Raw genomic sequence first — 13,221 nt, forward strand, 5'->3', positions numbered from 1 at the left:
AAAACCAGCTCCGCGCTCGCTACGGCGTGCATCTGGGCGCCACCCTGGCAAGCAGCCAGGAGCAAAGGGAGCACGTCTTTTACCGGTCGCACACCCAGACAAGGTGCTCTATCATGCACCCTCGAACTGTAAGAGCTGTGGACGCGATCTCAGGGACGCAGACATCATCGACACTGAGGCCCGCCAGGTCTTTGACCTGCCTCCTATGGCACCTGAGGTGATCGAGCACCGGGTACAAAGGCGTCGCTGTAGGTGTGGAACCTTGAGCGTCGCTAGCTTTCCCCCAGAGGCTAAGGCGCCTACCTGTTATGGACCTCGGGTACGAGCGCTCGCAGTGTCACTGGTGATCGGCCAACACTTACCCTATGCTCGCACAGCAGAGGTGCTCAGGGACATGCTCGCAACACCGGTGTCGACCGGAGCTATCTGTGCTATGGTCGCTGAAGCCTCCAAGAGAGTGGAACCATTCATAGAGACGCTGCGAGAGGGACTCAGTCGAGCCAAGGTCGTGCATTTCGACGAGACGGGCGCTCGAGTAAGGGGCAAGCTCTGGTGGGTACATGGTGCCTCTAGCGAGTCGCTCACCTTGTACTTCGTGCACCCGAGACGAGGCATCTTAGCGATGGACGCGATGGATGTGCTACCAGGGTTCACCGGTGTCGCTCAACACGATGGTTGGAAGCCCTACCTACGCTACGAAGATGCAACGCACGCTCTCTGCAATGCTCATCACCTTCGAGAGCTCGAGTACGTGTCTAGCCAGATGGGTCAGGGGTGGGCAAGCGAGATGGCAGGGTTGCTCCTCGAGATCAAAGCAGCGGTGGGTCGGGCCTCTGACAAGGGCAAGGTCGCCCTCGATCCCCGTCTCCTCGGGCGCTACCTGGCCCGCTATGACCGCATCGTCGCTGCGGGCTTCGCCGCTAACCCTTTGCCCGAGCGAGTGTCGGGCAAGAGGGGACGCAGAGCCAAGTCCAAGGCTGCCAACCTGCTCGAGCGCCTCGATCGCTACCGCAGTGAGGTTCTGCGTTTTGGGACCAACTTCGCAGTGGACTTCGACAATAACTTGAGTGAGCGTGACGTTCGTATGCTCAAGTTACAGAACAAGATCTCAGGTGGTTGGCGATCCGAGGAAGGGGCTCAAGCTTGGGTTCGAGTACGCTCTTACCTCTCCACTGCGAGAAAGCAGGGCCACAACGCAACGGAGGTCCTAACCCAGCTCTTTGGGGGACACTGTTGGATGCCGACGCTTCCCGGTCCGTGAACGTCTACGAGAGCGATGCCTGATAGTCGCGCACCGTGGCAACTAGGCATGCCCCGATCTGCAAGGTGGCCTGGGCGACCACTTCGAGGGCCCTATTGCGTCGATCGAATGAGATCTTCGGCCCGAAGCGTTCAGAATGTAGCGCGGATGCGAGCTCCGTACAAAAGACGAGGACGTTAAAACCCATCCTTTTGCGCTCGGGTGCCTCGAGAGGGGTGGTCCCCAGCAAATCATTGGCCAGTTTGGCCCAGATAAGCAGCACCTCAGCGTGGGCTTCGATCATCGAAGGGTGCGAGGTCGATGCCTCCTCCTCGAGCGCCATGACCAAAGTGACCGGACCGTCTGCGAAATAGACGGGTCCTCTCCCGCGCAGCCAGGTCGGTGACTCAGCCAACGCCTCTTCGGGTGGAGGCAGCATCAGGGCGTGGTGAGCACACCGAAGCATAACCGTGCCGCTAGCCTCTGGCCTCTTCGTCTTGCTCATTGCCATCATGGTACCATCACCAGCTGCTAAGTGGTTGAGGGACCTGAATGGTTACAATCCGACAAGGATAACGCTCATCTCACCAGAGAATGACCAAGATGATCGAGACGTGACAATCTCTTTACGTCATAGATACGTAAGTGTTACTGAATCAGCTCGGTCTCGTTGGGAAGCACTTCAGCGAGAGCCTGATCGAAGGTTGCGAGCAGACAACCCCGACTAGTGGCAAGTGCCGCGAGGTAGGCGTCGGTGACCTGCCTATGGCCAACGACATGTCGGAGGTCCGCTGCCGTGTACGAGATTGAATCCGGCCAAAAAGCGCATCGCGGTGAACCGTAGAGGACTGATAAGGCTCCCACCGCGGTGGTGTAACTCTCGCCCACCCGGACAAGGAATCGGACAAGGGCGCCCTCCACGATCGGACAAAGCGCAATCGCATCGACTTCGGCTGCCCATCGCACCGCTGTGTCGTGGTGCTCGTGATCGGAGATCACGAGAGCGATCAGCGCGTTGGCATCCAGCAGATAGGTGACGCTCATTCGTCGTCCAGCGCGTTAGCCACCTCCGCAGCAGTGATTTGCCGACCAAGCGTGATCACCGGAAAGCCGCTCGTCGGATCGGTGGTTATCTCCAGAGACTCACCGAGCGCCGCAAGACCGCGCACCGTCAGGTCCGCCACCACGGTCGAAAGGGACTGATGACGCTCCAAGGCGAGCTCTCGAGCGCGCCGATGAACGGCAGGTGGCAAATCAACCGTAGTTCTCATGACTACATCATAACAGCATCACCCATGATGCTGACCGACGTTGTTCCACGGAGTGCTCGACCCGCTGAGTGAAAATCAATCTGTACATCTAGGGTATGCCGACGGCAACCCGCTGGTATCGTAGTCACGCCCCATCATGAGGGAATGAGTAGAATTGGTGGGCCTCATGGTCGAATGTACAGGACTTCGCCGGTCGTTCTGGTACCGGAGACCAATGCAGAGAGGCACTCTTTGACAATCGGTGGCCCAATGGCTTCGTCTAACTAAAGATGTGCAGGTAGCGCTTACTACACCCGACCAACCAAGCAACTCATGCACGCCTCATTCAGTCACATAACGTCGTTGGCTTACAGGCACAGCAATGCACCACAATCAGGCTGAGCATACGTACATGGTTCATGGCAATCCACCACGACACCGAGTCCAAGAAGGAGATCCGCGGAGTGGAGTTAGCCCCAAAGATCGGGGTGCGCTACACGAGGGTGTGGTATTTGTTTCGCCGATTCCACGTCGTCATGAGCCGGCGTCAACGAGGAGTATCTACTCAATGGCGAGTTCGATGTATACGACATGCTCGCGGGCGGAGCATGTCCTGAGGGGACTGAGACACCAAACCCGCAAAAGCTGCTGCCTCATCGCGGTGAGTCTCGATGAGCGCGCGTATCCAAAGTAGATGTGGGCCCACACCCGCTGACGGCTATGGTAGGTCACTAGTTCTGCCTCGTCCAATCGCAGTTGAGACCCCGACCAGGCGTTTGTGGTAGAGTCTTTCAGCCCACCGACCCGGGCCAGTCTTCCCCGTGATTGGCGTCAACTTCCCAAGCGACCCACTATCCAAGCGAGTACGCGAGAATCGAGCGCACCGAACTCCTTGGGGGAGTTACCCTGACAGCAGTGATTGTCCCAACCACAAACTACTGGGTTGAGTTATTCAACTACTGCTTCGATCCTCCCGATACTGATCGCTCTGCAACAATTTCGAGCCTGTCCACAAGAAGCGGGAAATACTACTGCCCCGACCATCAATTGCGAACAATCGGTTCGGGCCGCTGTTGGGCCCACCCCATGCGGATGCTAGACGCCGACAGCAGCTAGTGCGTATTCGATATCGGCCCAAAGGTCGGCGGTCGACTCAAGCCCTACGCTAAGCCGAACGAGTCCACTCGGGAGCCGCTCCTCGCCACTGTACTTCGAACGCCGCTCGGCAAGGCTCTCCACTCCTCCTAGCGAGGTTGCATGATGGAATACGCGTAGCTCGCTCACGAATCGATCAGCTCGCTCAGCCGAATCGAGAATGAGCGACAACAGCGCTCCACCAGCGCTCTGCTGGCGGCCAGGTCCTACAAGAAGCCCATCAAAGCCTGGATAACGGACGGCGTCTTGGCCCAATCGAGTCACGAGCGAGCCCGCAAGCTCAGACGCCGAATCGGATGCGTGCTTTACACGTACTCCAAGTGTCTTTGCACCGCGGTAACACAGGTAGGCCTCAACCGGGCCCATCACCGACCCTACCACTGCGCGAACCTCGAAGAGTCGTTCGGCGAGGGCCTCATCCGCGACCACCACCAACCCAGCGAGGACATCCGAATGGCCGGAGATAAACTTGGTCGCCGAATGTACGACGATATCAGCCCCGAGGCTCAACGGATTCTGCAGGATTGGGGTAGCGACGGTGTTGTCCACCGCGAGCAGCGCACCGTGATCATGGCAGGCTTGGGCGATCCCAGCGATGTCGTAGGTGACGAGGAGAGGGTTAGACGGTGATTCAAGCATGAGAACATCGCCCTCTTCGAGTCCGGTGATCTCCGTCGGCGTATGCAACAAGGCTTCTGTTACGTAGCTGCACTGCGCAAGATGGTTCTTGACCATAAAGTCGGCCAGATCCCGAGAACCCACGTAGGTGTCCTCCGAGATCACCAACCTACCAGCGGTCAACAGCGATGAGGCAAACATAGCCGCCTGGCCAGAGGCGAACGACACCGCGGTGCCACCCTCGAGTTCGCCGATCAGCGTCTCGAGCGCCTCCCATGTGGAGTTGGAATACCTACCATAGACGACACGCTGCCCCTCATAGTAGGTAGCATTGAGCGAAACCGCCGGATTCGGACCGTGCAAACGATCCTCCACCACTGGGAGTTGCAACTTTGTAAAGATATCCATCTATCCCCATCGCTAAGGAGCCTAGGAAGTGGGTTTCGAAATTTCCTCGATATTGACATCTTTGAACGAGATGACTCGCACTCTCTCGACGAATCGGACTGGGCGATACATATCCCATACCCATGCGTCTTCGAGTACTACATCGACAAAATTGACACCCTCTTGCTGCTTCGGCTCGACCTGCACTTCATTCGCCAAGTAAAAACGGCGCTCCGTCTCTACTACGAACTTAAACAGGGGAAGCACTGCCTTATATTCCTGGTAGAGAGCAAGCTCTACCTCGGTCTCAAAGCGCTCGAGATCCTCGGAGCTCATGCCAACCAAAGCCTCGGGCAGCGAGAGCTCGATGTCATCGCTTCTCTTTGATCTTTGCCTTCTTACCAATTCGATCACGCAAGTAATATAGCTTGGCACGTCGTACGTCACCGCGAGTGATGACCTCGATCTTTGCGATTATCGGGGAGTGAATCGGGAAGATGCGCTCGACACCAACACTGAAGCTGACCTTGCGAACCGTAAAGGTCTCTCCGAGACCAGACCCGTTCCTGGCAATGACAGCACCCTGGAAGACCTGGATACGTTCTCTGGAGCCCTCAACGACACGAACGTGGATCTTGAGGGTATCGCCTGGGGCGAAGTCAGGGATGTCCGTCTTCAAGGACTCCTGGTCTAGCATGTCGGTCGGCTTCATCGCTCGAAACGCTCCTTGTCAATAGTTTGCAACAGTTCATCATACCCGTAGCGATGAAGTAGCTCGACCTCTTCGGCCGAGATCCCACCACGAGCCTGAATCAGGTCTGGGCGTAGCTCCAGCGTACGCACCAGTCGTTGCGAGTGTCGCCAACGTGCGATCTCCGCATGGTCCCCCGAAAGAAGCACCTGGGGAACCTCGCGGCCATCAATCACTCGCGGACGGGTGTATTGAGGATACTCAAGCAGTCGATCGGAGGCGAAGGACTCCTCTCTCGGACTCTCCTCATTACCAAGTACCCCAGCGAGCAACCGTGCCGTCGCCTCGACGACGACTAGAGCTGCCAACTCACCGCCGGCGAGGACAAAATCACCGATCGAAAGCAGACGATCACAGCGTTGTTCGATGCGAGCATCGAAACCCTCGTAGCGTCCACAGATCAATGTGAACCCCTCTAAGGTGCTCAACTCCTCTGCGTCGGCTTGGCTAAACGTCGATCCAATCGGGGAAAGCCCGATTACCGGTTGTACGATCCTGGGCTCCTCCGCCAGCACGCGCAGTACCGGCTCTGGCATCATCAACATCCCTGGACCGCCGCCATAGGGAGCGTCATCAATAGAGCGCCTGGGATCATCGGTATAAGCGCGCAGATCCACAACGTCGACAGTCAACAACTCGCGCTCTCTAGCACGAGCGAGCAACGACGAGGTCAGATACTGCTCAATCATCTGTGGGAAGATGGTCATTACGGTCACCCGCAGTGTCATAGTTCGAACAATCCTTCGGGGGCGTCGATCACTACGCGATCATCGAGAACCTCGACGATAAAGAGTGTGGGAACAAGCGCCTCGTTCTCGAGTACCATCAGTTCGCTCGCAGGGTTCGCCTGAACCGCCACTACCCGTCCATGATCGACCGAGTGTTGATCGACGAGCAACTTCCCGATGAGCTGGCCCACCAGGGTGACAGGGGGTTCATCTAGTGGCTCTGCATATAGCGTCATCCCTGAGAAGCGCTTCGCGTCTTCCATTGAGTAGACGCCCTCAAGCCTGACCAACAATCGATCTCCGATTGGACGCAGCCCTGCTACAGTCACCTGCTGGCCGAGTTTTGTAGTGAGCGTAAGCCCTGGTCGAACCCGATCAGGGACATCACTTAATGGTCGTAGGTAGAGCTCGCCGGCCAATCCATGGCTTCGTCCGAGCTGAGCTACCTCAACCTTGCCGACGTGGTCGGTCGTCTCGTCGTGGTCCACCACGCCTACCACCACCATTGCCGCCGCGCGATGGGCGTCCACGCCCGCCGCCAGGGCGACCATCGGAGAATTCAACCTGCGCACTCAAACCAGAACGTTGAGCAGCAGCTCCAACGATGGTGCGAATCGCAGTAGCCGTTCTTCCGCCGCGGCCAATAACCTTGCCGAGCTCACCTTGTGGGACGGTAACGGTTACCTTGATCTCACCGTCATGAGCTCCGGTGGCGTGACGAACCGTGATCTGGTCCTTGCCACCACGTACGAGCGAGCGCGAAAGATAGCCAACCAACGAGCTAATGTGCTCACCGGACTGGCTGACCGATCCAGTGGACTCGTCAACCTCCGGAGCGTTCACTTCAGCGTCGTCTGCGTCGGACTCTACTCCGTCGCTGACCTGGTTCTCATCAGATGTCTCTTCGTACTCACTCACTGCTCACCCTCTTTACCTGCCAGCTCTAGAAGCTTTGAGACCCGCTCGGTAGCGGTTGCACCCTTATCGATCCAGCGCTTGGCGGCGTCGACATCGACGTGGAACTTGGACGGCTCGTTTCGCGGAGAGTACCAACCGATAATCTCGAGAAACCGACCATCGCGAGCGACTCTGGAATCAGCGACAACGATGCGATAATGCGGTTGCTTCTTCTTACCGGTGCGAGCTAGGCGCAACTTGACTGCCACAGAACTTCTCCTCAACAAACTTAGTTAACGTTGTAAACGATCAACCTCTAAAGTGTAGGCGCTCACGAGCGCCTACCTGCGCTTCTTACGCTTGCTCTTCGCGCGACTACGCGTCGCCGATGGCGGACCAACTCCCATCTGACGCATCATCTTATTCATATCGCGGAACTGCTTGAGCAACGTATTGACCTGTAACTGGGTGGTGCCTGATCCAGATGCGATCCGCGCCCGCCGGGAGACATCGATGATAGAAGGGTTTTTACGCTCCGCCTTGGTCATCGAGGAGACGATCGCCTCGATCCGACTTATCTCACCCTCATCGATATCTTGGTTCTTGAGCTCCTTTGGAACCCCAGGCAACATCGACAAGACACCCTTTAAAGGCCCCATCTTGCGAACCTGTCGAAGCTGCTCGAGAAAATCCTCGAGATCGAAATGCCCAGTTCGAAGGCGATCTGCACCCTTCTTGGCGACATCCTCATCCATGGTGTCTTGGGCCCGCTCGATAAGGCTTAAGACATCCCCCATCCCGAGTATCCGCGATGCCATCCGATCGGGATAGAAGGGTTCAAAATCCTCAAGCTTCTCGCCAACGGAGGCGAAGGCGATCGGCTTGCCTACCACCTCCTTCACCGATAGCGCGGCACCACCACGGGCATCGCCATCGAGCTTGGTGAGGATAACCGCAGAGAGCTCAAGACGTTCATCAAAGGCGCGGGCGGTCACAACAGCATCTTGGCCAATCATCGCATCCACGACCAGGAACCGGAGGTGCGCCTGCGTAGCCTTTTGGATCTCACTGACCTCATTCATGAGCGCATCATCAATAGCCAGCCGGCCAGCGGTATCGATGATCACCACATCTCTAGCGAGCCGTCTTGCCTCGGCGACGCCCTTGGTTGCTACCTCGACCGGAGTAGTCGGTTCACTAAAGACAGGTACACCCGCCTGTTCGCCGAGGATCTCAAGCTGACGCACTGCACCTGGACGTGCAAGGTCAGCGGCGATCAGGTACGGGGACCGGCCTTGGCGCCGAAGCAGCAGAGCGAGTTTGGCCGCCGCCGTCGTCTTACCCGAACCTTGAAGACCTGCCAACAGCAAGATCGTCGGTGGAGTGGAGGCGAACCGGATACGGTAGGTATCCTGTCCCAACACATCGATGAGTTCATTATGAACCGCCTTGACCACCTGTTGTCCAGGGGTCAAAGAAGGTGAGGCCATAGCACCGACGGCCGCGACCCCAACCCGTTCGCTGATCAGGTTAACGACACCGATATTGACGTCAGCCTCGAGTAGGGCACGCCGAATCTCGGCTAGAGCTTCGTCAACATCAGCCTGGGTAAGCCGAGTCTTGCCGCGTATCCGCGACAGCGCGCCTTCGAGGCGTTCTCCAAGTGTCTCAAACATCCGACTCTTCTCCTATCAGTGCCCCAACAAAGGCCTGCGGATCGAACGGGGCCAGATCCAAGAGCCCCTCTCCAAGCCCCACCAGCTTAATCGGGATACCAAACTGGGACTCGATAGCGAGTGCTACCCCACCCTTGGCACTCCCGTCAAGCTTGGTCAGCACTATGCCGGTCACCTCGGCTGCACCATGGAATACTTCAGCCTGGCGTAGTCCATTCTGTCCGGTAGTCGCGTCTATCACCAGTAGCACCTCGGTGACCTCCCCAGAAGACTTTGCCGCAACCCTACGGATCTTCTTCAACTCCTCCATCAGGTTGGTCTTGGTCTGTAGACGACCGGCGGTGTCACATAGAACCACGTCACTCCCGACAGCTCGAGCATGCTCGATAGCATCGAAGATCACCGAGGCCGGATCGGCGCCGGACTGGCCCGACACTACCTCGACCCCGGTCAGCGACGCCCAGACTCCCACCTGCTCGGTGGCCGCCGCTCGGAAGGTATCGCCTGCGGCGATCATCACCGAACGCCCTGAGGATGTGAGCAGGCTCGCGACCTTGCCTATGGTGGTCGTCTTGCCAGTACCATTCACGCCGACTACCAAGATCACACTTGGCTTTGTAGTAACAGAGAACTGAAGCTCCCTAGATTCCTGTAAAAACTTGGACTCCAACAACTCCGTTAACTCCTGCCGCAGCGCGAGCGCTGTCGGACTTTTGCCGAGCTTACCCTTAAGATCGGTCACGAGTTCAGCCGCCAGGCCAGGACCCATGTCAGAGAGTATCAACGTCTCCTCGAGGCGAGTCCACTCGCCAGCTTCGATACCGGCATCGCTCGAACGTAGACGCGAGAACAGAGTGGCGAACGGACCACGCGAACGGGTTAGAGAGGATGTCATCGAGACGGGTTGCGTAGGTGCAGTGGGGACGCGATCAGGAGTCTCGCGAGCATCCTCCTCCTCTTCGGCGAGTCGATCCTCATCGGCTGGGGCCTCGGGCGCTAGTGAGTCGGTAACAGCCGTTGAGCTGTGCTGATCGGAGGGTCGTTCCTCTACCTCAGGAGCGCTATTACCATCAATCGCGCTCGTTTTACCCTTGTCAATTCGCTGTCGATTCGCGCCAGCACGGGTGCGTACGAGCGCCAGCCCAAAACCAAGAATGACAAAGAGGACAACAACTATAAGCAATGATTCCATTGCCACTCATCGTAGAGTCTGAATCTCCCTTCTTGGCCACAAGCCCCCGATTTCAACACCACGAACCGCCCCGACTTTCGCGGAGACTCCTGATCTACAGAGAACAGGGCCTTGAGAGTAATTTCGGAGCTCCTCCCTGGAGGCAAGCGGATTCGGATAGCTGGGATCGCCGAGGGGATCGTCAATCACCTAGGGTCTCCTCGATTCCGCAACCAAAGCGGGTACGAGATCCATTTTCTTCTCGGAGCAATGACCCCGTGAGGCGACACAAGATCATTCCTGACGCCTGTACTACTCTTCCCTAGAGCTGCAACTCCGCTGACAGGGCCTTGGAGTGCAGCTCCGCTGACAGGGCTAGTACATATGTGTTCCGGGAGTTGCACCAACGTCAGGATCCATCCACGTTCAGCCGTGAACAGAACGGACACCGATCATCAGTGGAGCTTAAACGAACGGTCCGATACTGAAGAAAAGATTGCCCACCGCCAAGCATGCCTCCTCCACTGTCTCGATTCCTTCCAGGCCGGCGACCATCGATCATCAACTGAGCGGAGAGATGGCTGACTATGTAGCAATAGCTCAAGAAGATGCCACCAACGCAGCAGCTCAGTCATCCTACTTGTTTGCTGTAACGGCTACGATATTCACCTATTCGCCGTTCCTGCTACGATCGGTTTCACAGGAGCTGAGATTCTTGGTTGGCTTGGGGTGGTGGGTCCTAGGTGCTCTTGGAATTACCGCCGTTGGATCGTCGCTACTTTTCGGTCTCCTTTGGAGGAGGCTTCGCCACTTACACAACGGATACCATTTTCGATACAAGAGACACGCTGTCGTGGACGAGAGGCATGGATATTGACCACGCCCACGATATCTTAACGGTTTAGTTGGACAGACTAGGTTCCGCATGACATCCTCCCCGTCCGTAATGGCGGGGAGGATGTCACAAAGGTATTGCGGCGACAGTGACGACAAGCCTTACGGGTGGCAACGTCGCAGCTAACGCGGAGGCACAGGAGGGCTGAACAACTCGAAAAGTAAGAATTTAGAGCGCGGAGGTAGTTGGACGTGCGGGTATGCCTCTTCTAGCGCTGTCATAGCCTCTGCAACGTTGTTGAATCCAGTAAGAGGCCAGAGGGCCTTTAGATCATCTTCATCGCCTCCGATCCGGCTGGCGAATGCCTTGAGCAAGAATAGGTATCGCGGAGACGCGACTCGAACGGTTAACCATTCACTCTCAAAGAAAACATTAGCTTCAGGGTCATCACCAGGAAGAAACCCCTTGACACCATCATTGAGCCACGACTCCGGGATTCCACGAGTGTCGGCGATCTCTCTCGCAATTTGGTAGACAATTGTCTTTGGCTCGAAGACCGCATCAAGATCGCGTGTCAGTCGTCGCGGTGAATAACACAAGCTCATGGCGGAGCCTCCCACCAAGAATATCTCCGCTTTCGTGTTCCGTGCTTCGAGCGCAACCGACAATTCGTTGAGCAGTTCTACAACTTGTTCCCGATCGAAATAGATATCTTCAGACATGGGCCAATGCCGAACGTGGGAGGAATACACCTCGACAGGCAAATGCTGCCGGCGTATCGACAAAGCAGAGTGGTCTCAGACTCGGCGTATCGGTCGCGAACCACCACTTGTCGTCTACAGATCGCTCGGGGTTAAGAGCCCAGTGTGGGACTTTCATTCCGTGATGGAAGGCAAGGTGCTCGGCAAGTCCAGCAAGCATCGCATCGAACGCCCTACTCCCGGTGCTGCGCGGCTCGATGTAGAGCATTTCATGCCTGACGTGATCGTTTGCATCCTCAAAGTCGATACAGAACTGCTTGACACCACGGACAGCTTCAGGCCAGCCGTACCGATCCAACGCCACTACGATGGCACCTGCAAGGTCATCCATTGTCACCCCCCCCAGTTTACCAGGGATGGCCATACCGTAATCCTCACCTGTTCCGACGACGAGCCCAAAACTTGGGCGAAGTACACACCTCCATAAGCACATGTGCGCAGTGAACGCCGTGAAATCCTCCCCGCCCTACGGACGGGGGTTCTTAGGCTGCTCACGCAGTTTCGGCTGGTTGACGCTTTACTGGGTCGCTGTGCTTGTTCGCGTGCGATGTCCCTCCACGTCCTGTGACCGCAAGCCTTGCGGCAATGATATTCTTAGCTGCATTCACGTCTGCGTTATCGGTGTAGCCACACGCTTGGCAACAGAAGATGCTTGGTTCTTGCGGTTCTTCTGTTCTGTGTGACCACACTTAGAACAACGTAGGCTCGTGTATGCGGGGTTGATAGCGATGATTTCTACTGGTGTTATGGCATTGATAGCTTTGTCAGTAAGCCGTTGGCGGAACAAGCCCCAGCCCTGTTCAAGAATTGACCTGTTAAGTCCGGACTTTGCCTTAACGTTCTTGCCAGGCTTGTCTTTCGTTCCTTTGGCTGACTTGGTCATGTTTTTGATCTTTAGTGCCTCTAGTGAGATTAAGTCGTAGTCGCGCACCAGATCGGTTGTGGTCTTTTCGATCCAGTCCTTACGTCGGTCTACTTCTTTGGCTGCGAGCTTAGCTATGGCTAGCTTGGTTGCCTTGTAGCGGTTGGAGCCTTTGACTTGTCTGGCGAGTTTTCTCTGTAAGCGCCTCCTGCGTTGGCGCTGTCCTTTAGTCAGCAACTTCGGTGCTTTCAGGGATTTGCCTTCCGATGTAGCAACCGTAATCGCGATGCCCATATCTATACCGACGACGGACCCTGTTGATTGGCGCTCCATCTGTGGAGCTAGACGTGTGAAACTAACAAACCATCTACCAGAACGATCTGAGGTGACGCGGGCAGATGATGCAGTTTCGATGTCGCTCCATTCGCGAGTGACGCGGAATTTGACCCACCCGCACTTAGGAACGAATACCTGACCCCATTTACGATTAATACGCCTAACAGACAGATCTCGTACAGCAAAACCTTCGTTTACACCAGCCTTGCGCCAAGTCGGACGTCCAAAGTGGTCTGGTCTCTTCCACCAGTTTTGAAACGCCTGGTTTAGGTCCCGAAGAGCTTGCTGCTGAACTGCGGCGGAACCTTCCTTAAGCCATGTCTCTTTACGAGCTTCGGCTAGTTCGTGAGCTTGGGTGTGATAGGTAATCTTTTGTGACCGTTCGCGTCTCCATGAGTTGCGCTGTTCGAGAGCGATATTCCATACAGAGCGAGCATCTGAGCAGTGACGCGCAAGAACAGGCAATTCCTGTTCTCTTGGGTATAGTCGCTCACGAATGCTCATGCTTATAGTGTTGGTCGAGGGTCTAACAGACTTGACTTTGGGATGTAATC

The 13,221-nt window shown here is 56.4% G+C and carries 18 protein-coding genes; 2 read left to right on the forward strand and 16 right to left on the reverse strand.

Annotated elements, in window-relative coordinates; translation table 11 throughout:
* On the forward strand, positions 1-1,261 hold a 1,261-nt coding region (tnpC, locus tag FEAC_RS03590), incomplete at its 5' end, for an IS66 family transposase (protein ID WP_052565457.1).
* A gap of 4 nt (positions 1,262-1,265) precedes the next feature.
* On the opposite strand, the gene FEAC_RS03595 is transcribed toward tnpC, so the two are convergent.
* From FEAC_RS03595 to ftsY, 12 genes are all read right to left on the reverse strand, one after another.
* Positions 1,266-1,745, reverse strand: a complete 480-nt coding sequence (locus tag FEAC_RS03595) for a hypothetical protein (RefSeq protein WP_152623065.1) — start codon at positions 1,743-1,745, stop codon at positions 1,266-1,268.
* Positions 1,746-1,888: 143 nt separating this feature from the next.
* Entirely contained in the window at positions 1,889-2,284 is a 396-nt protein-coding gene (locus FEAC_RS03600; protein WP_035391473.1) for a TA system VapC family ribonuclease toxin, read from the reverse strand.
* On the reverse strand, positions 2,281-2,511 hold the full coding sequence (locus FEAC_RS03605; RefSeq protein ID WP_035391475.1) for a hypothetical protein: 231 nt from the start codon (positions 2,509-2,511) through the stop codon (positions 2,281-2,283). The genes FEAC_RS03600 and FEAC_RS03605 overlap by 4 nt, the downstream gene beginning before the upstream one ends.
* Before the next feature lie 1,074 nt (positions 2,512-3,585).
* Positions 3,586-4,671, reverse strand: coding sequence for a trans-sulfuration enzyme family protein (locus FEAC_RS03610; protein WP_035391477.1), 1,086 nt, complete (start codon positions 4,669-4,671; stop codon positions 3,586-3,588).
* A 21-nt stretch (positions 4,672-4,692) separates the two neighbouring features.
* Complete coding sequence (locus FEAC_RS03615) at positions 4,693-4,986, reverse strand: DUF2469 family protein (RefSeq protein ID WP_035391478.1); 294 nt, start codon at positions 4,984-4,986, stop codon at positions 4,693-4,695.
* A gap of 34 nt (positions 4,987-5,020) precedes the next feature.
* Complete coding sequence (gene rplS / locus FEAC_RS03620) at positions 5,021-5,362, reverse strand: 50S ribosomal protein L19 (RefSeq protein WP_035391480.1); 342 nt, start codon at positions 5,360-5,362, stop codon at positions 5,021-5,023.
* A complete protein-coding gene (gene trmD, locus FEAC_RS03625) occupies positions 5,359-6,123 on the reverse strand; it encodes a tRNA (guanosine(37)-N1)-methyltransferase TrmD (RefSeq protein WP_035391504.1) in 765 nt (254 codons plus the stop codon). The genes rplS and trmD overlap by 4 nt, the downstream gene beginning before the upstream one ends.
* 2 nt (positions 6,124-6,125) lie before the next feature.
* On the reverse strand, positions 6,126-6,620 hold the full coding sequence (locus FEAC_RS03630; RefSeq protein ID WP_052565465.1) for a ribosome maturation factor RimM: 495 nt from the start codon (positions 6,618-6,620) through the stop codon (positions 6,126-6,128).
* Positions 6,577-7,047, reverse strand: a complete 471-nt coding sequence (locus FEAC_RS03635; RefSeq protein ID WP_052565467.1) for a KH domain-containing protein — start codon at positions 7,045-7,047, stop codon at positions 6,577-6,579. Before FEAC_RS03635 ends, FEAC_RS03630 begins: the two co-directional genes overlap by 44 nt.
* Complete coding sequence (gene rpsP, locus FEAC_RS03640; protein WP_035391484.1) at positions 7,044-7,295, reverse strand: 30S ribosomal protein S16; 252 nt, start codon at positions 7,293-7,295, stop codon at positions 7,044-7,046. The genes FEAC_RS03635 and rpsP overlap by 4 nt, the downstream gene beginning before the upstream one ends.
* A 72-nt stretch (positions 7,296-7,367) precedes the next feature.
* A complete protein-coding gene (ffh, locus tag FEAC_RS03645) occupies positions 7,368-8,702 on the reverse strand; it encodes a signal recognition particle protein (RefSeq protein WP_035391487.1) in 1,335 nt (444 codons plus the stop codon).
* A complete protein-coding gene (ftsY, locus tag FEAC_RS03650) occupies positions 8,695-9,894 on the reverse strand; it encodes a signal recognition particle-docking protein FtsY (protein WP_035391489.1) in 1,200 nt (399 codons plus the stop codon). The genes ffh and ftsY overlap by 8 nt, the downstream gene beginning before the upstream one ends.
* 556 nt (positions 9,895-10,450) lie before the next feature.
* Here ftsY and FEAC_RS03655 point away from each other — a divergent pair.
* The gene (locus FEAC_RS03655) at positions 10,451-10,750 is read left to right on the forward strand and encodes a hypothetical protein (RefSeq protein ID WP_152623066.1); all 300 of its coding nucleotides are present in this window, start codon (positions 10,451-10,453) and stop codon (positions 10,748-10,750) included.
* A 140-nt stretch (positions 10,751-10,890) separates the two neighbouring features.
* On the opposite strand, the gene FEAC_RS03660 is transcribed toward FEAC_RS03655, so the two are convergent.
* The 4 genes from FEAC_RS03660 to FEAC_RS14510 form a co-directional block, all read right to left on the reverse strand.
* Complete coding sequence (locus FEAC_RS03660; RefSeq protein ID WP_035391493.1) at positions 10,891-11,430, reverse strand: DUF6036 family nucleotidyltransferase; 540 nt, start codon at positions 11,428-11,430, stop codon at positions 10,891-10,893.
* Positions 11,423-11,800: a hypothetical protein gene (locus FEAC_RS03665; protein WP_152623067.1), complete on the reverse strand. Its 378-nt coding sequence runs from the start codon at positions 11,798-11,800 to the stop codon at positions 11,423-11,425. The genes FEAC_RS03660 and FEAC_RS03665 overlap by 8 nt, the downstream gene beginning before the upstream one ends.
* A gap of 160 nt (positions 11,801-11,960) precedes the next feature.
* Positions 11,961-12,158 carry a zinc ribbon domain-containing protein gene (locus tag FEAC_RS16290; RefSeq protein ID WP_201773830.1) on the reverse strand — a complete coding sequence of 66 codons (198 nt, stop codon included), beginning with the start codon at positions 12,156-12,158 and terminating at the stop codon, positions 11,961-11,963.
* Positions 12,074-13,171: an RNA-guided endonuclease InsQ/TnpB family protein gene (locus tag FEAC_RS14510; protein WP_201773831.1), complete on the reverse strand. Its 1,098-nt coding sequence runs from the start codon at positions 13,169-13,171 to the stop codon at positions 12,074-12,076. Before FEAC_RS14510 ends, FEAC_RS16290 begins: the two co-directional genes overlap by 85 nt.
* Positions 13,172-13,221 lie beyond the last annotated feature (50 nt).

The sequence above is a fragment of the Ferrimicrobium acidiphilum DSM 19497 genome (assembly GCF_000949255.1).
GTDB lineage: Bacteria > Actinomycetota > Acidimicrobiia > Acidimicrobiales > Acidimicrobiaceae > Ferrimicrobium > Ferrimicrobium acidiphilum.

Bases quoted from the DNA above. Each gene is read 5' to 3' on its own strand.
- FEAC_RS03605 (WP_035391475.1), bottom strand. From the start codon at position 2,511: ATGAGAACTACGGTTGATTTGCCACCTGCCGTTCATCGGCGCGCTCGA.
- rplS (WP_035391480.1), bottom strand. From the start codon at position 5,362: ATGAAGCCGACCGACATGCTAGACCAGGAGTCCTTGAAGACGGACATC.
- FEAC_RS03595 (WP_152623065.1), bottom strand. From the start codon at position 1,745: ATGAGCAAGACGAAGAGGCCAGAGGCTAGCGGCACGGTTATGCTTCGG.
- FEAC_RS14510 (WP_201773831.1), bottom strand. From the start codon at position 13,171: ATGAGCATTCGTGAGCGACTATACCCAAGAGAACAGGAATTGCCTGTT.
- FEAC_RS03610 (WP_035391477.1), bottom strand. From the start codon at position 4,671: ATGGATATCTTTACAAAGTTGCAACTCCCAGTGGTGGAGGATCGTTTG.
- FEAC_RS03600 (WP_035391473.1), bottom strand. From the start codon at position 2,284: ATGAGCGTCACCTATCTGCTGGATGCCAACGCGCTGATCGCTCTCGTG.
- FEAC_RS03660 (WP_035391493.1), bottom strand. From the start codon at position 11,430: ATGTCTGAAGATATCTATTTCGATCGGGAACAAGTTGTAGAACTGCTC.
- FEAC_RS03655 (WP_152623066.1), top strand. From the start codon at position 10,451: ATGGCTGACTATGTAGCAATAGCTCAAGAAGATGCCACCAACGCAGCA.
- ffh (WP_035391487.1), bottom strand. From the start codon at position 8,702: ATGTTTGAGACACTTGGAGAACGCCTCGAAGGCGCGCTGTCGCGGATA.
- FEAC_RS03615 (WP_035391478.1), bottom strand. From the start codon at position 4,986: ATGAGCTCCGAGGATCTCGAGCGCTTTGAGACCGAGGTAGAGCTTGCT.
- ftsY (WP_035391489.1), bottom strand. From the start codon at position 9,894: ATGGAATCATTGCTTATAGTTGTTGTCCTCTTTGTCATTCTTGGTTTT.
- FEAC_RS03665 (WP_152623067.1), bottom strand. From the start codon at position 11,800: ATGGATGACCTTGCAGGTGCCATCGTAGTGGCGTTGGATCGGTACGGC.